At 51.3% G+C, this 20,308-nt stretch carries 16 protein-coding genes; 2 read left to right on the top strand and 14 right to left on the bottom strand.

The genetic code is table 11. The features are described 5' to 3' along the window. Positions 1-16: 16 nt before the first annotated feature. The 10 genes from ACYP03_RS06980 to ACYP03_RS06935 all read right to left on the bottom strand — a co-directional run bounded on the left by ACYP03_RS06980 (position 17) and on the right by ACYP03_RS06935 (position 12,411). Positions 17-589, bottom strand: coding sequence for a flavoprotein (locus tag ACYP03_RS06980; RefSeq protein WP_330961198.1), 573 nt, complete (start codon positions 587-589; stop codon positions 17-19). A 79-nt stretch (positions 590-668) separates the two neighbouring features. Beyond that, positions 669-1,493, bottom strand: coding sequence for a metallophosphoesterase family protein (locus ACYP03_RS06975; protein WP_248143234.1), 825 nt, complete (start codon positions 1,491-1,493; stop codon positions 669-671). A gap of 17 nt (positions 1,494-1,510) precedes the next feature. Beyond that, positions 1,511-2,014 (bottom strand): group II truncated hemoglobin, encoded by a 504-nt coding sequence (locus ACYP03_RS06970; protein WP_248143233.1) that lies wholly within the window; start codon positions 2,012-2,014, stop codon positions 1,511-1,513. Positions 2,015-2,034: 20 nt separating this feature from the next. Then, positions 2,035-2,913, bottom strand: a complete 879-nt coding sequence (locus ACYP03_RS06965; RefSeq protein ID WP_459779019.1) for a GNAT family N-acetyltransferase — start codon at positions 2,911-2,913, stop codon at positions 2,035-2,037. Positions 2,914-2,923: 10 nt separating this feature from the next. Further along, entirely contained in the window at positions 2,924-4,060 is a 1,137-nt protein-coding gene (locus ACYP03_RS06960) for an acyl-CoA dehydrogenase family protein (RefSeq protein WP_248143230.1), read from the bottom strand. After that, positions 4,057-4,833, bottom strand: coding sequence for a thioesterase II family protein (locus tag ACYP03_RS06955; protein WP_248143229.1), 777 nt, complete (start codon positions 4,831-4,833; stop codon positions 4,057-4,059). Before ACYP03_RS06955 ends, ACYP03_RS06960 begins: the two co-directional genes overlap by 4 nt. Next, a complete protein-coding gene (locus ACYP03_RS06950; RefSeq protein WP_459779018.1) occupies positions 4,820-6,469 on the bottom strand; it encodes a GMC family oxidoreductase in 1,650 nt (549 codons plus the stop codon). Before ACYP03_RS06950 ends, ACYP03_RS06955 begins: the two co-directional genes overlap by 14 nt. After that, positions 6,469-9,843, bottom strand: a complete 3,375-nt coding sequence (locus tag ACYP03_RS06945) for a non-ribosomal peptide synthetase (protein WP_459779017.1) — start codon at positions 9,841-9,843, stop codon at positions 6,469-6,471. Before ACYP03_RS06945 ends, ACYP03_RS06950 begins: the two co-directional genes overlap by 1 nt. Positions 9,844-10,098: 255 nt before the next feature. Beyond that, positions 10,099-11,535, bottom strand: a complete 1,437-nt coding sequence (locus tag ACYP03_RS06940) for an MFS transporter (protein WP_330961204.1) — start codon at positions 11,533-11,535, stop codon at positions 10,099-10,101. A 213-nt stretch (positions 11,536-11,748) separates the two neighbouring features. Continuing rightward, positions 11,749-12,411 carry an ArsR/SmtB family transcription factor gene (locus tag ACYP03_RS06935; RefSeq protein ID WP_248143225.1) on the bottom strand — a complete coding sequence of 221 codons (663 nt, stop codon included), beginning with the start codon at positions 12,409-12,411 and terminating at the stop codon, positions 11,749-11,751. Positions 12,412-12,556: 145 nt separating this feature from the next. On the opposite strand from ACYP03_RS06935, the gene ACYP03_RS06930 reads away from it, so the two are divergent. Next, on the top strand, positions 12,557-13,042 hold the full coding sequence (locus ACYP03_RS06930; RefSeq protein WP_330961205.1) for a DUF2938 domain-containing protein: 486 nt from the start codon (positions 12,557-12,559) through the stop codon (positions 13,040-13,042). 86 nt (positions 13,043-13,128) lie between these two features. Here ACYP03_RS06930 and ACYP03_RS06925 read toward each other — a convergent pair whose 3' ends face one another. Next, positions 13,129-15,108, bottom strand: a complete 1,980-nt coding sequence (locus tag ACYP03_RS06925) for an alkyl/aryl-sulfatase (RefSeq protein ID WP_459779016.1) — start codon at positions 15,106-15,108, stop codon at positions 13,129-13,131. 194 nt (positions 15,109-15,302) lie between these two features. Here ACYP03_RS06925 and ACYP03_RS06920 point away from each other — a divergent pair, with 194 nt between their 5' ends. Next, the gene (locus ACYP03_RS06920) at positions 15,303-16,208 is read left to right on the top strand and encodes a LysR family transcriptional regulator (protein ID WP_459779015.1); all 906 of its coding nucleotides are present in this window, start codon (positions 15,303-15,305) and stop codon (positions 16,206-16,208) included. 34 nt (positions 16,209-16,242) lie between these two features. Here ACYP03_RS06920 and ACYP03_RS06915 read toward each other — a convergent pair whose 3' ends face one another. From ACYP03_RS06915 to ACYP03_RS06905, 3 genes are read right to left on the bottom strand one after another with little or no spacing between them, the layout of a single operon-like run. Further along, positions 16,243-17,880, bottom strand: coding sequence for a methyl-accepting chemotaxis protein (locus ACYP03_RS06915; protein ID WP_248143220.1), 1,638 nt, complete (start codon positions 17,878-17,880; stop codon positions 16,243-16,245). Positions 17,881-17,923: 43 nt separating this feature from the next. Beyond that, positions 17,924-18,175, bottom strand: coding sequence for a hypothetical protein (locus tag ACYP03_RS06910; protein ID WP_459779014.1), 252 nt, complete (start codon positions 18,173-18,175; stop codon positions 17,924-17,926). Next, positions 18,175-20,253, bottom strand: a complete 2,079-nt coding sequence (locus tag ACYP03_RS06905) for an NHL repeat-containing protein (protein ID WP_459779013.1) — start codon at positions 20,251-20,253, stop codon at positions 18,175-18,177. The genes ACYP03_RS06910 and ACYP03_RS06905 overlap by 1 nt, the downstream gene beginning before the upstream one ends. Between the last annotated feature and the right edge of the window lie 55 nt (positions 20,254-20,308).

Here is a 20,308-nt window from a genome sequence, read left to right as displayed (position 1 = left end):
TCCCCCCGTCACTGTTTTATGAATTTGCCAGTGCCTGCTGAATGAGTTCAGCGACTGCCTCCGGAGCTGGCAGAGATGGGTGTCCCACCATACGCTGAAGCGACGCATCAAAGTTTTCGTGCCACACCGGCTCCACAACGTCGTAGCCATCTTCACGCAACTGGCTGACATTCCGTTGTACCGCTGGCTTGTTCCACATGACTGAGCCCATCACCGGTAAAAAGTAAACCGGAAAATCTGCTGCAAGAATCACAGTCGTCAAACGGTTGGTTGCCCCACCTCTGGCAGCCGTTGCCAGCGTATTTGCAGTTGCCGGCATCACCATCAGCACATCATGATCTGCAACGATGCGGGACGGTTTATCTGTCGGCCAGTCTCCCGGCCGCTCTCCGGCTACCACCCGGTCACAATACAGCGCCATACTGGAAGCCGGAATGAATGTCTCCGCTGTGGGGGTCATGAGCACAGTCAGTTCGCAGTCGATCGTGCTTTTAATCATTTGCAGGTATCTTGGCAACAGCATGATATCCACTGAGCCAGACGCGCCAATCAATACTCTTGGCTTCGATGTTTGTTGCTGCTTTTCCATCATTCAGTCCTTTTAGCCATTTTATATTCCCAATCCCGGAAATTGCTGTTCGACGCAGCGCACCCTGTAGCTGGTTTGTTCAGGTCAACAAAGTATCGAGTGCCGTCATGACATGAAACGGCTGCCGCCCCTGCCTGTCTCTCGGATATCCCAGAGACACTTCCACGTGGGGAATACCATCAATCAGGGTCGAGCCCTGTAAATGCAAATGCCCGTACACCACCAGACAAACCGGAAATCGTGTCAGCCAGTGCTCTACCCGCCGGGTACCACACCAAATCGCAAACTCCTGCGGCTGTAATGCCTGGGTCAGACGTTGCACCATGGGAAAGTGATTCACCAGGATCAGGGGATAGTCTCTGCTTAACGCACTCAAACGCGCTTCGGTGAACTGCACACGTGCATCACACCAGCCCGATATATCCGGGAAAGGGTAAGATTTCAGAAAGTATTCATCCGCACAGACCACACCGGCACGCCGCGCTCTTTCGAGGCTTTGTTGCGGTGTAAAATCTGCCGGATGACGAAATGAGTAGTCATACAATACAAAAAGAGGTGCAATCAAAAACGACTGGCCGCCGGCGGTGGTATAGACCGGATACTCATCTTCCGGAGTCAGTACACCGTAACGGTGACAGATTTCCACCAGCTGGCGGTATCGTAATTCACCCGGAAGCGCCATCGGCTCCCGGGCAGTACACCAGAGTTCATGGTTCCCGGGTACCCAAACCACCCGGTAAAACTGTGCTGCCAGCGTGCGGATCGCCCACTCAAACTCGGACAGATCATCTGCGACATCCCCGGCCAGAATCAGCCAGTCTGACGTGTTGTCAGCACGGACAGATTCAATGATCCGTTTATTTTCAGGATGAGACACATGCAAGTCACTGGCAGCCATCAGCATCAGAGAAACTCCAGATCTTACAGGGTGCCCGGAGGCGCTTCGCCCCAGCCCCAACGCGGCACTGTATCGCGCTTCGATGGTTTTGCCCCCGGTTGCGAGTTGGCCATCGCTCTTCGGGAGCCCCATTCAATGTAAGCCATAAAGGCCGACCGGAATTCTGGATCGCCAGGCAGTTCCACCTCATCGGCACTTTGCATCATCAGCGCAATCCAGCGGTCCCGCTGTTCAGACTGGATCGAACGGCCCCGATGCTTCTTGAGCATATGTTTAAAGCCCCCTCTCTCATTGGTATAGAGCGGCTCACCACCGAACACCTCTTCAAACCACATGGCAACGTGCACGTGATGATCAGGCGGCATATGCTCAAACAAAGGCTGAAGCAAAGGGTCTTGCTCAACTTTGGCGTAAAAGACCTTAAGTAAGTTACGAATGGCTTCACGCCCGCCCATCCACTCCAACAGTGTTGGCGGCTGAGGCTGATTCACCTGTTCTTTCTCAGTTACTTCTGTCGCTGTGTCCATTTCAATGTCCTTATTCATGTTTATCCCAGCTCCAATGATGCAATACACCACACCTGATGTTCCTGTTCCTGAGGCGGCTCACCAATGTACATCCGCTGTGTCTGAAACACCGATTCAAAACCATATTGTTCAGCCAGACGAAGGAGTGTCCGATCAGCCTTTTCAGGGACATCCATTGCAACCTGACCACCCGGAGAAACCACGGATAATGCCGCTTGCAACAGTGGCTCAACCAGATCCGGAGAGTTCGCCAGCAACGGACCAATGCGATAGCCATCCTGTGACTGACGCACACCGATAACCCCTTGGATCTCGCCACTGTGACGGATCAGGAATCCATGTCGTGTTTCTCCGGTAAACCAGCGCTTCAGCAATGCGCCCCGGTTCACTCCGGTGCAGCTGGTATCGAATGCCACGATGTCGTCTGCATCTGAGGCATGCACCGGTTCAATTCCTTCCGGACACGGGTAATCCTGATGCACCATACCAACCATGCGCTCAGTATTCCGGTAACCGACAAAGCCCAGTTTGGCGTAGTTTTCGACCTGATTCAGGATTCCGTCCAGACCTGTCACCCGGTCACCACCATGACGAAGCGCACTCAGGCAGAGTCTCAGGCCATGGCCCTGTCCGCGGAACTTCGGCGGAACCAGATAATGTCCGACAAAACAAAAACTTGAGGAAAAGTTCACAACTGAAATTGCCGCCACAGGCTCATCATCGAGATAGGCAATGAAAAACCCTTGCGGATCAACCTCAAAGAACACATCCGCATCGCCGATGCCCATGTCCCAGCCTTCATTACCAGCCCATTCCAGCACGGTTTGCCATTGCGTCAGATCCGCATTCTCGATACGCCATGCACTCAATACTTCCTGTTCATTTGTAACAATATCCATCTTTTCCTCTCTAAAGCCCCATGGATTTACTGATAACTTCCAGCATGATTTCACTGGTGCCACCGTAAATTTTCTGAACCCTGCTGTTGACCCATAACTTACCAATGGATGAATCGCTCAGATATGCGCTGCCGCCGTGCAGCTGCAGACATTCATCTGCGACTTTATTCTGGACTTCCGTTGCCCACCACTTCAGGCGTGCAGCATCCTCCAGTTTCAGCGCACCGGCATTAAACTGTTCAATCGCCTCATTCAGATAACTGCGGGTTACTTTGATTTGCGTATCCAGCTGCGCCAGTAAAAAGCGGTTGTACTGGAAGGAGCCGATCGGCTGACCAAACGCCTTGCGGTGTTTCACATAGGCCAGCGTTTCAGCCATCATGGCTTCCGCACTGGTAATCGCGACAGTACTGATACTGAGCCGCTCACGCGTCATGGCAGTCATAAAGTAATAACTCCCCAGGTTCTCGCGGCCGAGCAAGTTGCTTTTCGGTACAACACAGTGATCAAAATATAAATCAGCCGTATCACTGGCATGCCAGCCCAGCTTTTTCAGGGCCGGCCCCCGGGTAAATCCGGGCATGTCTCTTTCGACGATAATCAGACTGATCCCCTGCCCACGCGCACCGGCATCCGTTTTCACCGCAACGACAAAAAGATCCGCATTCACGCCATTGGTGATAAACGCTTTGCCGCCATTGAGGATATAGTGGTCGCCCTCTGAAATGGCCTGCGTGGTGAGTCCCGTTGAATCAGAACCGCCACCGGGTTCTGTAATTGCAATAGCTGCTATGCGTCTGCCACTGCACAGATCCGGCAGCCAGCGCTGCTTTTGTTCCTCTGTTCCCAACAGGTTGATGTAACTGGCAATCACATCATTGTGCGAAATGACAATCGGTGCCGTCATGCCAACCGCGATCATCTCCTCCGTCAGCGCCAGCGCATACCGGTAATCAGGTTTATCCTGACCGCCGAGCTCCGGACTCACCCCCATACCCAGCAAACCATGTGCCCCCATCGTGAGCCAGAAATCCCGGTCCACCAGTCCCTGAGCTTCCCAGGCTGCTAATTTGGGTTTTGCATGATGCTCAAAACACTCCCGGCAAGACAGCCGAAAACGCGCTAGTTCCTCTGTAATCGTACTCACTGAAACACACTCCAACTGTCCATTCTGTTTTCTTGTTCGAGCCGGTCAGACTCATCAGCTTCCATGGCCTGCCGGATCACCGGCCAATGCTGGTAAACCGCGAAATGATCGCCATTCAGCCTGATCAGGGACGTACCGCCTGTGGTATGGCGCTGCCACGCCTGAATCGTCTCTTCAGGTACATGCGGATCGTCCGAGGCGGAAACCAGTACCAGCGGCTGCGCGACCCGCATCTCTTTCAGTTGCAGAAACTGACTGCGGATCTGAAAGTCTGTCCGTATCTGACCGACAAAGCGTTTTGCCAGAACCGGCTCGTTCAGCACGGTGTCCGGCGTCCCCTGATCCGCACGCATTTTTTGCAACAGAGATTCATCAGACCATAAATGCAGATCGTCATAGGGCTGTTCGCTGGGTGGGACCGATCCGGACACAACGCTGAATGCCGGATGCATGCCGTACTTTTCAGACAGAACCCTAGTCACCACCACACTCAGCACACCGCCAAAACTGTGGCCAAATGTTGCCCAGCCATGAATGCCCTGCTGCTGTTTCAGTCTGAAATCCCTGAATATTGTGTCGGCCAGTTGCCCGGCCAGCACTTCCAGATTGCTGACCTCCGGCTCCCGGGCCAGCACGCCTCGTCCCGGCATTTCAACCGGCTGCAGCAAGGTCGTGCCTTCCGCTTCATGTTGTTTGCAGAACGGACGATAAACAGAAGCACTCGCACCGGCATGCGGGAAGGCATAAATCACCCGTGTTTTATGCGATGTCATCGAGGCCTCCTGTTTTCAGGGCATGAGCGATGCGCTCTGCGAGCATAATCGTGGTCAGGTTGGTTGGCATTGAAGGGATCAACGGAAACAGCGAGGCATCGGCTACGGTCAGACCCGAAACGCCATACACCCGGCCATCTTCGGCCGCAGCGCAGTTCGGATCGCCCTCGGGTCCCATCCTGACCGTACCTGAGGCGTGCCAGCCCGGATTCAGCATATTTTTCACCGCGCTGTGCATCACCCGGTCATTTCCGATCATGGCTTCAGACCAGAACTGGACCCCGTCAAGAAACGAGGCGACCTGAGGGGCATGTAGTGCTTGCCATAACTGCCGGACAGCACCCACCATCCTGGCTATGTCATCATCATTTTCCCGCAACGGCAGGTGGATAGACGGCAGCACCTCTGCTTCGCGACTGGTAATAAAGACTTGTCCCCGGGCAGCCGGTTGCATCAGCATCGCGGAAGCACCAACCAGCATCGGATAATCGACGCGGTTTCTGAACTTCGGCACGGTGCTGCTTTCCACATTGTTAAGCAATCCGATCTGGACATCACTTTCTGCATCTACTACGCCGCTGGCAATCCGGGCAGCGATCTGTCGCCAGGGCAGCCCGGGACGGCAGATACCGGTTTTAGGCAACGCCCACAACACGAGCGAAGCATGATCCTGCAAGTTTCTGCCCACCGCAGGACTCGCCACACGAACCGGAATACCCAGCGCCTGCAAGTGCTCAGGATCACCGATCCCGGAACGCTGAAGCAGTGCCGGGGAGCCAATAGCCCCCGCGGCAACAACGACTTCACCTGAGTCAAAGGAAAGCGAACGCCCCTGCCGGATAACGTCAACACCGACCACGGTCTGTTCGTCAAACCGGATACCGGACACCAGCACTTCGGTCAGCACGGTCAGATTGGGGCGGTCCATCACAGGCATCAGATATGACTGGCACACATCTACCCGACGAGACAGCTGCGTTACATTGGCAGGGACCAGACCGACCGCCGGTGCTTCACCTTCATTCAGATCTGCTGCATAAGGAATACCGAGATCCTGACAAGCCTGAGAAAACGCTGCATCCAGCGGATGCAGGCTTTCCGCCGCCGGGCGACGCAACACCATCGGCCCGGCATCGCCGTGCTGCGGACAGTCCGGAAAATCAATGTCGGTTTCTGATCGGCAATACCAGGGCAGTACTTTGTCCCAGGTCCACTGCGTGCACCCCATCTCAGCCCATGCGGCGAAATCTCGGGGAAAAGTCCGCAGTGCTACGGCACCGTTCACAGCCGATGATCCGCCCATCACCTTGCCCACCCGGTAGTCGAAATACTGAGGGCGTGTCTCCTGCACCGGATTTTCAGCGACCTGACGGATGACCTCGCTGGCTGGCGTATATTCCCCTTTCAGCCGGGCCTGGTAATGCCAGTTATAATTTTCCAGAACCAGGCGGGATGCATCATTCAGCGGACTGTCCGGCAAATGTGTATCGGATGCCGGCCCGGCTTCGAGTAATAACACCTGCTTGGAATTGTCTTCTGAGAGCCGGGCTGCCAGCACACAGCCAGCCGCCCCGCCTCCGACCACGATGTAATCAAACCGGCCCTGCGCCAGTGCGTTCTGTTCTTCTGAGCTCATCACAGGCTGACTCCGTCCGGTTGTTTCATCGACTCGATGATTTGCGCGAACTGACGGATGCTGGTGTTCATGAAGAGTCCTTCAATCAGATCCTGCTCCTGAACCGCGGTCACATGAAACGCTTCACGAAGAGTACTCAGCAATGCAACGGCAATCAGAGAATCGCCTCCAACGTCAAAGAAACCGGCGTTAACATCCACATCGTCATGCTGAAGCAGTTCACGCCATAAGCTGAGCAGGCGTTGTTCAGTCTCTGACACCGGCGCAGCATCTTCTCCGGCAGCTAGCGCAGTTTCCTCAGGCCAGGGGGCCGGCAATGCTTTGCGGTCAATTTTGCCATTGCCAGTCAGAGGCATATGTGGAAGCACAATGAAGTAAGTCGGCGACATGTAAGGCGGCAACGATTGACGTACCTGATCCCGGCAACGCTGCTGAATGATGTCCTGATCGATATGTGTTGCCTGCTCATGCAGCACCAGGTACGCAACCAACTGGCGCTGGCCGGAATGCGGGTGAGCGGGCGCATCAATCACCACATGACTGATTTCATCCAGCTTGAGTAAGGCATACTCAACCTCTCCCAGCTCAACCCGGTAGCCATTGATTTTGACCTGGTTATCATCCCGGCCGAGAATCTCAATCAGGCCATCAGAAATATACCGGCCTAAATCACCTGTTTTGTAAAGCCGCTCACCCGTTTGAGGATGCACAAAAAAGCGTTGTGCCGTTTTTTCCGGATCGGCCAGGTAACCTTGCGCCACTCCGTCACCCGCAATGTATAACTCACCAATCACCCACTTCGGACAAGACTCAAGCCACGAATTCAGGACATGAAAACGCTGGTTAGCCAGTGGTTTGCCATAAGGAATACTGACCCAATGTTTTTCTACCTGCTCAATGGGATAGCATATCGACCAGATGGAACCTTCTGTTGCGCCGCCAAGGCTAATCACCTTCGCTTCTGGCAACGCACCGCGGATCCCATCCGGCAAATCAACCGGAATCCAGTCACCACTCATCAGGATCAGTCTGAGCGAACTGTTTGCCAGATGCTCACTGGCGCGGTCGACCATCACCTTGACTGGTGCAGGCACACTATTCCAAATGGTCACCCCATGTCGGATGAGCGTCTCGCACCAGACTTTCGGATCATTACTGGCATCGGCCTCCTGAAATACCAGACGGCCGCCTGCACCCAGCACACCAAAATAGTCGTAGACCGACAGATCAAATCCTGCCGGTGCAATAGACAGCACCGCGTCATCCGCAGTGACATGAAAACGTCTGTTGATGTCCTCAACCGTATTGGCCGCATTTCGGTGCGATATCATGACTCCCTTCGGTTCACCTGTTGAACCGGAGGTGAAAATCACGTAAGCCAAATCATCCAGTTTTTGCACCGAGCTGAGCGGTTCTGCAGATTCAGCCTGAGCCGGTAAATGATCCAGATTGACCCTCAGAAATGGCTGATATTCCTCAGGATCAGCGAAGGTCGTCGTATCCGTCACGACAGCCTTTGCCTGACAACGTTGCAGCAGGTGCAGACGACGTTCCCGGGGCAGAGCCGGATCAATCGACACATAAGCAGCCCCGGCCTGTAAGATTCCCAGAAGTCCGACAATCAAATCTGGACCCTGTGGCAAGGAAGCGGCAATCAAATCGCCCGCTTCGATCCGGGCCGATGCTCTTAATTGCTGCGCTAAGCGGGTCGACTGTGAAACCAGCTGGCCGAAAGTCAGACGGGTGTTCCCCTGTTCTATTGCAATTGCATCCGGGCGACTCGCCGCAGCTTCCAAAATCATGTCGTGCAGCAAGCGGGGGGTAAAATCAACTACAGTCTGATTGGCCGCCTGACGTTCTGCCGCGTCTGATTCAGGTAAATCGACAACGGAGCCGGTTTGCTGCCAGAGTGACGGTTCACTGACCATTTTTTCCAGTAAGTTGACGTAAGCAGTTAACATGTCTTCAATCAGATGATTGGGGAACAGACCGTCGACATAATTAAAGTGAATCCCCAAGCCTTCCGGTTGAAGATCGATTTGGTTTTCCAGCCAGATCTGCGGCGTTTGATTGCTGGCATAGGCCTGCTTGCTATTGGGACCACACCAGTCAGACACCCATTCTTCCAGCTCTGAAGTCAGGGTATTACTGAAAACCACAGGCATCGACACAGCACGGTTTTCCTGTTTACGGCTGGTCAGTTCACGTAAGACCTGAATTCCGTTAAAAGTGCCGTGCAAACGTCCCTGGTACAGGGTGGTTTGCAACTGCAATAAACGCTGCTCAACCGTGCTTTCCTGATGACCTGCAACTGGCAGCAATTGCGGCTGAAGAAAATTCCCCACGGTCAGCTCAATGCCTTCCTCAAAAGGCCTGCGCATCAATTGCGTCAGCGTCAGTGTAAATTCCTGACGTTTAGACCACTGGCGGATCACTTCTGTATAACACCCAAGCAAAACCGACTCTGCTGTCAGGCCATGCTGATCTGCAACGGTTCGGAGTGCGCTTAAAATATGATTTGGAATCAGTCTGGACAGACGTTTAATTGAGGGTGATTCAATTTGTTGCGGAGATATTTTCTGTGGTAGTTCTGGAGCCGGGGGAAGATTTTCAATTTGCTCCAGCCAGTATTGCTGGTCCTCCCGGCCTTGCGGCTCTCCCTGGAGTACACGCTCTGCCGCAATATATTCCAGAAAATCAGGTAATCTGGACAGTGGGGTCTGGGCCTGCTGCAGATATTCACGCCACATGTCTTTCAAGACCAAGCGTACGCTGATCAAATCAAGAAACATCAGGTCAAAATGAAAATGCAGGCGCCAGTTGCTCTCTGACATTCGGGTCACCCGAACTTCAAAGGCTGGGATTTCGTCCAGTGGAAGTAACTGTTTTTCCATTTCATGACGCAGAGTCGCGAGAAAGCCAGCTTGTTCAGTTGGCTCCCAGGCAGAAATATCTTTTGTTTTAATGCTGTATAAAGTGCCAGCCGGAAAAACTTTCTGGTTACCGCCAGCGACAGTCACCGCTCTGAGCATGCTGTGCCGTGAAATCACTTGATTGACTGCGTGTTTAAAACGGCTTAAATCCAGCGCTTCAATATCCAGTTCAAGATAATAGCTACTGGATAATCCCCCGAGTTCCAATCCGGTATTTCTGCCGATCAGATACGCATACTGAATATCTGTCAGCGGTTGTTCCTCCCCTTCGGCAAGGGGGATCTTTTCAGAAAATGGGGCGTGTAAAGGCAGGTTTCCGAGGTATAGTGCGTCGAGGTGTTCATCTGATTGCCAGTCAATCAGTGACTTTTGCTCAGTGTTCTGGAATCCCAACTTTCCATGTTTTTTGACTATCTGTGTGCCAACGTGATCAAGGTTCATAGTGGGTCATGTGTCCTTCGTTCGTTTGTATAAAGTCTGCGTTTCGAAAAATTATTGGTATGTAGAAACGCAAATTAAATGCACTCGATTGCTATGCAACTAGAGCGCACGTTACAAACTAGAAGAAAAAGAACCACTCAATAAAGAAATCAATTGATTAATTTATGCTTTATTTGAATTCACTGGAGCCATATCAATTCCTCATAGAAATAATGCTGTCTATCTATAGCAAAATATTGCTTCCCGTCACATTTATCAGGCCTCGCCAGCGACTGCAGTCTCCATTCGCTGGAACTTGCGCCGTGTCAGAAACCATGCCAACCCGGCAGCAAACAGATAAACGCCTGCCGCAGTGCCAAAAGCCAGCCCATATCCGCTCACGACATCAGGGGCAAATCCTGCGACAGCCATCAGAGATGCCAGACCAAATGTCGGGCCTAACTCCATAGAGGTATTCATCACTCCTCCGGCCAGACCGGCTTGTTGCTGGGGAACATGCATTGTCGACAGAACAGCAGAACCAGCGAACATCATTGAAGTGCCAATTGTCAGTGTCACAATGCCAGGCAACAGTCCTGAGGTATACATCACCTGCAGATGAATTCCTGAAAGCAGCGTCAAGCCCGCGGCACCAATCAAAAGCCCGCAGATAGTTACTTTCAGTGGCCCCAAGCGGCTCACAATATTACTGGCTGCTCGATTCATCAGCAGCAGCGTGAGGGTATAGGGGACAAAAGCACCAGCAGTTTCGAGCGGAGTCCAGTTTTGCTGTATCTGAAGAAACAGAGACAACAAGAAAGTAACCAGTCCCATACTGGCCGAAGCCAGAAGAATACCGATCAACCCGACAATGCGGTAAGGTTCACGAACAAAACCCGGCGGCAGAAGAGGCGCTTTGACACGTCGTTCCACCCAAAAAAACAAACTGAGCAGGCAGACACCAGAGATAAGCGGCCCGAGGACCATCGCTGAAGACCATCCAAACTCTCCGCTGGCGATCAACCCATAACTTCCAAGTGCAATACCCAGGGTTGCAAGCAGAGCACCGATGAGATCAAGCCCGGATTCCTGAGGAAGAGATTGCGCGTTATCCTTCGGCAAGAGCCACGCAACGGCTGCCAAGCCAATCAGAGCAACCAGCACAGGTGCGACAAACATCCATCGCCATGAAACCCAGGTCGTCACCACGCCAGATGCAAGAAAGCCTACACCTCCCCCAAGAACGGATACGCCCCCCCAGGTTGCCATGGCACGCATGAAATCACCTGGCAGAGGAAACAAAGTCCGTAAAACAGCCACAGCTGCCGGTGCTGTCATCGCTGCACCGGCACCCTGCAGAAACCGCATGACAACCATCATGGAAAAATTCGAAGAGAAAGCTGCACCAGCAGACGCCAGGCCGAAGATACAAAGTCCGATGGTCAGAAGTTTTCTGCCGCCAAACCTGTCTGTTAATCGTCCGCCGAATAACAGCAGTCCGCTGAACGATAAACCATATGCGGTGCTGACCAACAGCAAATCAGCTGCGTTCAGCCCAAACTCCACACCAATATCCGGTAAAGGAATTCCTATCATGACAATGGTAAAAATCAGTGTTGCCTGCACCACAGCGAGCAAGGTAAAGGCAAGCTTGAACTGTGGTTTTACTTCAGCAGATGTTGTCTGCACTTTCTGTTCCCCCATTTCGGTCATGACAGGATCCTTAAGATAAAAAGCCAACTGACATTGTTATATTTTAAAATTATTATTCAATTGAATCATTGAATGTTGCATAGCATAGGTGAGTAATCTCATATCTGTCAACATGAAAATGATTCAAAAAATGGGGAGAGACAAACTGGACGAAATATCTTGAGAACTTCCCCCTGCAACGACTCAGAGCTGATGGCTGAGTGAAAAATCAATTCACGCTCTGTCAACCGGATAACCCGCGGCTTTCCATTCCGGAACCCCTTCATTGAAGCGCCTGGCTGACAAACCTTTTTCTCTGAGCGCGGCGACAGCCTTGACAGACAGGGAACAGTAAGGCCCACGGCAATAAGCAACGATATCCTGCTCTTCCGGCAACTCAGACAAGCGCTTTTCCAGCTCCGGCAGCGGAATATTAACAGCGCCCGGCAGATGACCCTGAGCAAATTCCTCTTCAGGACGGACATCCAGCAAAGTCACACTGTTTTCATGCATCCGGCTTAAGAGCTCTTCACGCGATATTGCTTCCGCATCTTTCTGATCATTTAAGGTGCTCACCACTAGCTTTTTGATTTCAGAGTGATTGAACTCTGCGAATTGTCGCAATGCAATCAATAACTCCACGATGGGGGCATCCCCCAGACGATAGAAAACGTGTTTTCCTTCCCGTCGTGTTTGCACATATCCGTTCCGCTTGAGTTGCTGCAGATGCTGAGAAGCATTGGCTACCGTCAGCTCAGCAAGCTCCGCCAGCTTTTCTACCGGTTTCTCCCCCTGAGCGATATGCTCCAGCAATATCAGCCGGTGTGCATTACCCAGGGGCCGTGCAAGATCTGCCAACTCTGCGTAAATATGATATTGATTGTTTATCATTGACATAAAAATAGTTCTGCCTCATCATTCAATCGATTTATTGAATTATATATCTTTATCAGTGAATTGGTATGGTACGTGCCTCATTTGCTGACATTTTTATAGTTATACCAAATACATACCAGCCTGAGAGTAATAAAGGAGAAACTGTATGGAACCAGGCTTCATCATTCACGCTGTTTTACTGGGAATCGGCGCCACCCTGGTCATGGACTTGTGGGCCTTATTCCTGAAAGTCTGCTTTAACATTCCATCTCTGAATTACGCCATGGTCGGTCGCTGGATCGGACATTTACCTAAAGGACAATTCACCCATCCAAATATCGGAAAAGCTGCGCCTGTTACCGGTGAAGCCGTCATTGGCTGGACAGCCCACTATCTGATTGGGATTGCCTTTGCGTTTGTATTGCTGTGGGGATGGGGACTGGAATGGACAGCTTCGCCAACCCTGTTACCTGCACTGATTGTTGGTATCGTGACCGTGGCAGCGCCGTTTTTCATCTTACAGCCAGGCATGGGAGCCGGCGTGGCCGCGTCAAAAACACCCCAACCGAATACCGCCAGATTCCGAAGCCTGCTGGCTCATACCTCCTATGGCGTCGGACTTTATCTGACCGCATTGGTGCTTCCCCTTTAAGCAGTGTTCTGTTTATCCCCCTTGAAGCACAAAGCCCCTGGCCAACGTCAGGGGCTTTACTTTATTGGAGCACTTTTGGCGTCCCGTTAAGGTGTGACAATACCAAAGTCACTTCTGAAGGTATCGAAGATTGCCATGAAATCCGCAAATTTCTGACCATCATTCACTTTCAGCTTTCCAGCTTTTATTTGTGATTCCAGTGATGCTTTGCGTGTCAGTAAATCCACCATGTCAGATTTTTCGATAACCAATGTAATATCCGGGTTTTCCAGCTGGCGATCCTGATACGTTTTCAACACGGCGTTTGATAACAGCATTGAATACTCCCCTGACCTTGAATCCGTGTCGCCTGTCACTTTCAGGTTTATCGTGAAGGTTTTACCTGCCGCCTTTTCCGGATTCACCCGCACGGTCATTGCTTCCAGCACAGAACTTACAGGCATGTTTTTCGCAATTGCTGTCGTATCCGGCGTTGGTGCAGACTTGAAACCTTCACGCAATTCCTTCGCACCAATCAGATAATAATTGCGCCAAGGTCCTGACTCAGCCTGATAACCCAATTGTTCCATCGCATCTGCTTCCAGGTAACGCGCTTCTTTATGGGTTGGATCGGCAAACACCACATGATTCAACAGCGTAACTGCCCATCGATATTCACCGTTTTCGACAGCTTTCTTCGCGATTTCAATTACCTGTCCGGCACCTCCCATTGCCTCAACATACTTCGCCCCCGCATCCTCTGGCGGCAGCGGATTCAGGTTCGCCGGGTTACCATCCCACCATGCTCCAAAGTAAAAGTCGTACGTCGCTCGTGCGTTGTGCGATACCGATCCGTAATAGCCACGGTTAAACCACGCTTTATCCAGAGATTCCGGCAATTGAATTTTTGATGAAATTTCATTTGGGGTATAACCCATATTTGCAAGCCGCAGCGTCTGATCATGGACGTATTTGTACATATCCCGGGTTTTCTCAAGCTGATCTTTAATTTTCGCCTGCCCCCAGGTCGGCCAGTGGTGTGAAGCAATCATGGTATCGGCTTTATCGCCATACAGGTGAATGGTCTCATCCACATATGCAGCCCATTTACTGGCGTCACGGGTTTGCGCCCCCCGTAATGTAGAAATATTGTGGATGGTATGCGTCATCACCTCAGATGCCAGCAAGGTTTTATACTTCGGCATATAAGCCATAAATTCTGCCGGGGCTTCAGACCCGTTCGCCATCTGGAAATCAAACTCAATACCGTCAATCCGGTGTTTTTCACCGGTCTTATGAATCAGTAAAGTGGGTTCTACAATTCCCGGTATACCTGTCGACGTTGTCTTACCCAATCCGGCATCCACCAAGCCTCTTGGTCCGCGTTCAGCCAGGTTTCCATACATGAAACTTGCACGTCGCGACATCAGATTTCCGGCCAGAACATTCTCTGAAATGGCATGTTCAAAGAAACCTTCCGGGGCAACCACTTCAACCTGCCCATTCTGATACGCGTCTTTCGTCGTCACGCCCCAGATACCACCGAAGTGGTCAATGTGAGAGTGTGTGAACACGACTGCAGTCACGGGCAGGTTCTCGACGTATTGATTCAACAGCGCCAGGCCAGCCCGTGCAGTTTCCTCAGAAATTAATGGGTCGACCACAATCCAGCCTTTTTCACCCCGGATGAAAGACATGACTGATAAGTCAAATCCCCGGATCAGATAAATACCTTCCGTGACCTGAAACAACCCAACTTTATTGTTCAGTTGGGCCATGCGGAGCAACGAGGGATTAATGGTATCCATCTGTTGCTTCGAATTCACAAACTGAAAAGCATCAAAATCCCAGACAACTTGACCATCTTTGTCCTGAATCGTTTGATAGGGCCAGGTTGCAATGAAGCCTCTGCTGGCAGAATTGAAGTCCTCACGGTCTTCAAAATTCAGGTATTGACGCAATGCATCATTTTTTTCAATGGTAAAAGCACTGGCAGGTTTACTTTCGGGAGTAATTTCCATGGACGCGAATACAGATTGTGACACCAGCGCAATGGATAGAAATACGACAGACTTCCTGAACTTCATCAATTAAACCTCTTCTTGCAACAGCCCAAACATTCATTATTTCTATGTTTTCAGCCGCAGCATTTTTTGACCGAATATAAAATTCAAAAACAGTGAATCAACGTCAGAGATACCGCAGACAAGTTGACGCTCTTTGACAGTGTGTTTAGTCTATCGGCTTCGCATTGAACCGTCGGAAAGGTGCTGTTGAAAGAATGGAAAGTGGTGTCGATTTAAATTTACTGCGCACTTTAGTGATCGTCTGCGAATCGAAGAACCTCAAACTCGCCGCGGTGAGACTGGGCGTGACTGAAAGCGCTGTCAGTAAGCAGCTGTCACGTCTGAGTGAACAATTGAACGAAGTGTTGTTCGAGCGAACACCAAATGGTCTTGAACCCACCGCTTACACACGATTGCTGTTACCTGACATTCAATCTGCACTCAAAAGTATTCAGACTGCACTGAACAAAAAGACGTTTGACCCCAGACAATTCCAAGGCACGCTGACAATCGCTTTGCCATTAATCACGCTCGATAAATTTGGCAAACAACTCTTTCAAACCCTCAAGCAGGCTTTACCGCAAAGTAAAATTATTCTTTCTACCTGGAATTCGACAACCCTCTCATCCATCATCAATGGTGAAATAATAATGGGCGTTCACTTTTGGAATTCAGATATTCCGGGCGAAATTCATCTCAGAAATATCACAGATGATGAGTTTGTGGTTGCCATTGCGAAAAGTCATGCCGCATCAGATTTTAATGAAGTGAAAACCTGGCCATTTATTATGTTACGCAGCAGCGGCTGGAATGATCACCATTCTCCCTATTACGAAAAATTCGTCAATTTAGGCACTACCTTTAATTTTGAATACCAACTTGATAGCCCGCAACTTGCATATCAATTTATGAGCAAAGAAAAAGTGGCCATGCTGACGACGCTGAAGAATATGCCTGGTGACCTGAAGCGCATTCCGACACCGGACGCATCCCGGTTGCAGGTCAAATTATCGAGTTACACCACACTGGCCAATCGCTCCAATCCGTTAAACCTTTTCCTCCATAAAAAATTAGTTGAAGTGTTTTCATCCAAATCAAAAGGCCCGGCATCACATCGATAAGCCGGGCGCAGCGTATTCGCTGAAACAGCTAGTGTTAAGCCAGTTTAAACCGGTGAATCATCTTCATCAGATCCGATGAAACATGGATCAGTTCATCGCTGGCCTGTGCCATCTGATTCGACTCTGATGCAACCGACAGCGACATATCTTTCAGACTGACAACATTGCTGTTGATGTCGTTCAGTGTCAGCGTCTGCTGCTCGGTTGCCGTTGCGATATGCTGATTCATGGCCTGAATGGTCTGCACTTCACCATTAATCACATTCAACGCCTCACCGGCATCTTCAGAGATTTTGGAAGCATTTTTTGCTTTTTCCGTCCCGGTTTCCATCACTTTCACGGCATTTCCAGCACCAAGCTGTAACTGCTCGACAATCTTCTGAATTTCCAGCGTCGATTCCTGTGTCCTTTGCGACAATGTCCGCACTTCATCGGCCACCACAGCAAAGCCTCGCCCTGCTTCACCGGCCCGGGCAGCTTCAATCGCTGCGTTCAGTGCCAGCAGGTTAGTCTGTTCGGCAATGCCCCGGATCACTTCCAGCACGGTATCCACATTCCGGCTGTCTGCTGCCAGCTGTTCAACCACCTGACTGGCCTGATCAATATTCTCAGCCAGCGCGTTGGCTTCCTCGACATTCTTATCGACAATCAGTTTTCCGCTTTTGGTCCCTTTCGCAGCAGACAAACTGGCATCATTGGCTTCAACCGTACGTCGACTGACTTCTTCAACAGTCGCCAGCATCTCCGTCATGGCCGCTGCCAGCTGCTCCACATCATTTTGCTGCTGGTTCAGATTGCTGTCCACGGTGTGAATCGATGAGGACACCTGATTCGCAGCCGCTGCAACCTGAGAACCGGCCGTATTGATCTGCAGCATGATCCCCTGTACCGAAGCCACAAACTGATTAAAGTACCGGGATAAAACGGACAGCTCATCAGCACCTTGCTCATTCAGACGCTGGGTCAGATCGCCTTCCCCCCGGGAGAGCGCCTGCATCGCGGCAACGGTCTGCTTCAGCGGCGAAGTGATAGAACGGATAATCAATGCAATCAGCGCAGACAGTACCAGTAACATCCCGCCGGCATTCATCATTGACATCATTTCAGCCTGGCGGATATCTTCCTGCAACGCGACCATATTCATCCCGCTGCCCACCAGCCATTGCCAGGGCACAAATTGCACCGCGTAGCTCGTTTTAGGCTCCAGAACCGTTTTATCCCTGGCGGAAGGCCACTCATAATCAACGAAACCACCGCCCTGCTTCGCTTTCTCATAGAGTTGCTGCACAAAATACACCCCGGCACCATCTTTCAGGTTCAGCGTATTTTTACCAATGAGCGCCTGCACGCCACTGACGAGCTGCACCCCTTGGTTATCCCCCACAAACACATAGTTTCCGTGATCAAAACGCATGGCTGCAACGGCCTGAAGTGCGGCTTGCTTCGCCTCCGCTTCAGTCATTTCGCCCGAAACACTCAGGCTGTGGTAATGACTGATCACCCCCATCGCACTATCCACCAGATTCGCGACGCCATGCTCATAATTTCCTCGCATGAACTCACGCGTCTTGCTGGCATTCACCAGCGTATTGACCAGCAAACCAAGCGCAAACAGCACCAGCAGCACCCAAATTCGTGCTGCAATGCTGAAACCAGACAACCAGGTTCTCATTCTGTTTCTCCTTAGGTTTCGTGATCCATAGCTATCGTGAACCTTAGCTTTCGTGAGGTGTATTCAACCTGCGAGCCTTGAGGCATAAATGGTGCTGCTGATGCAGATCGCGTAATTTCGCCTGACTTTGCTTCAAATCCTCCCCCTGATTCGCAACAAAATGGTTCACAGCATCTTCAAGCGAAGCCAGTAATTCGTGAGACTGAGCAACATGCTTTTCCTGCTGTTCCGGAGTTTCGCGGCCACTGGCATGTTTGATTCGCTTGTTCTGGGCTAACTGAAAGACGTTTTCCATCATCTGGTTCCTTCTTGCTCATGGTGCTCAAAACGGTACACATTGATTCGGTTTAACGCACAATCCGGCAGGTAAATATGGTTATTATTGGCATGCAGCAAATATGGCATCCAAAGTTGCCCTTTGCTGGCATCTGCGCCAAAACTGCTGAAACTGTCGACAATATTGCCATTCAGGTCAAAAACTTTGATCGCCCGGTTCACCAGATCTGAAACAAACAGATGCTGATTGTCATAGTCAATGCTGGTAGGCAGCAGAAAATGATCGCTGTCGATGCTGTAACCCGGCTGACCAAAGCTGTGAACCCACTTCATTCCATTATCAAAAATCTGAATCCGGTTATTATTCTGGTCCGTAACATAAAGCCGGCCCTGTTCGCAGGCTGTAATATCGGTCGGCGTGTGGAACTGCCCATTGCCCTGTCCCAGTTCACCAAACACTTCAACCAGCCCCGCCACACCTGATGCACTCAGACGCCAGCGAGCAATCCGGTTATTCCCGGAGTCGGCAATAAAGATATCGTTGCTGACCGGGTCGATGGCCAGACCCTGTGGTTTATTGAACTGCCACGGCTCACGGCCCATGCCCCCGAAGTTGGTATAAGGCACCAGTTCACCCAACCGGTTGTCATACTGAAAAACAGTGATGATGCCACTGAGATAATTACTCACGACAATCATCGGTACACGCGGATCCAGTTGTCCGGGTAATGGCTGCATGGGCTTGTAAGCGGCAATGCCTAACGAGCCGGGCATTAATGGCAGGCTGACGGGCAAAGACGCATCCTGTTTGCCATTTTCACTAGCCTGTAACTGGAAGTTCCCGGCATCAACCATCCAGAGGACATCCTTGGGATCATCAAATTTGTCATTGAGCATCACCCGGAGCCAGGTTTGCTGCCAACGCTGCACCCATTCCAACTGAGTGGTGACGGCCAGATTCCACCAGGCAGGCATCGCGGTTGGCTGAACCGCCTTGATCCAGGTTTCCTGCAGGGACAACTGATGCGCAAACCAGCGCTCAAACAGCGCCACAAAAGGGGAAGGGACCACAGCTTTGACCGCAGCATCCAGTGCGCCGGCAACCGCAGTGATGAAATGAAACTGACCCGGATTATCCCGTTCATCCCCCACGGAGCTCAGCACCCGGGTGGATGCCACGTTGCCGTCGCGCACACGGGACAAGTCAATCTCATGCATTTGCAACGTCGCCAGAATCGGCTCAGTGATCAGCATTCGGTGGGTGTCCGGCACAGCCGTGACCTGAATCGGCGAGAAGAAACCGTCCAAATCCCCCTGATAGTTGCCCGCCATGTCATAGACCGAAATGGCACTGTTTTTGGCCCCCGGGATCAGAATACGATTCTGGGTCACCGACACATCACGCGCCAGCTCAAGACCATCCAGATAACATTTCCCATTCGCCGGAAACGGAATGCCCTGACCATGCCAGTCGCAACGCACCACCGTCGCGAATCCCGTATTCGCCACATACAGAGAACCCTGCTCATCCCGGCTCAGTCCCTGCGGCCAGAGAAAATGGATGGGACCATTCTCAGTTTCCACCGCATGTAATGAACGGCGGTATTCACCATCTTCTGAAAAAATCACCAGTCGGCTGGCGCCGCCCGGACCTTCATAGAATTCATCGGCCACACACAACTCACCTTGCCAGAAAGCCAGGCCATTCGGACCTTTCAAAGCCACATCTGTTTCATTGCCGAATCGTTTCACAGACGTAATGGATAACGCCTGATCATATTCAAGAATATGGATACGTGTATTGCCGATGTCACTGACATACATCCAGTTTTGTTCCGGATGAGCCAGCAACCGGAAAGGCATATTGAACTGCTGTTCACCGTCGCCGGTCGACCCGAACACAGCAAGCAGATGCGCCATCTCTTTATCGAAAATCAGCAGGCGATTATGCGCGGTATCGGCCAGCCAGATATGTCCGTAATGATCGATGCAATTCCCCACCGGTGTATTCAGAGACACATTGCCTGAAGCAAGACATGGCAGTTCAGGTAAAGCCGTGCATACCGTGCCAATCGTCGAAAGAAAATGGATACCCATATGGCTTCCCTGCTCACAAAAAGATGCGTTAATTTTTAAATCACTCACTGTATGG

This window comes from Photobacterium sp. R1, assembly GCF_054600795.1.
The sequence above is the reverse complement of the archived record's forward strand: the minus strand, read 5'-3'. Positions and strand labels throughout refer to the sequence as shown.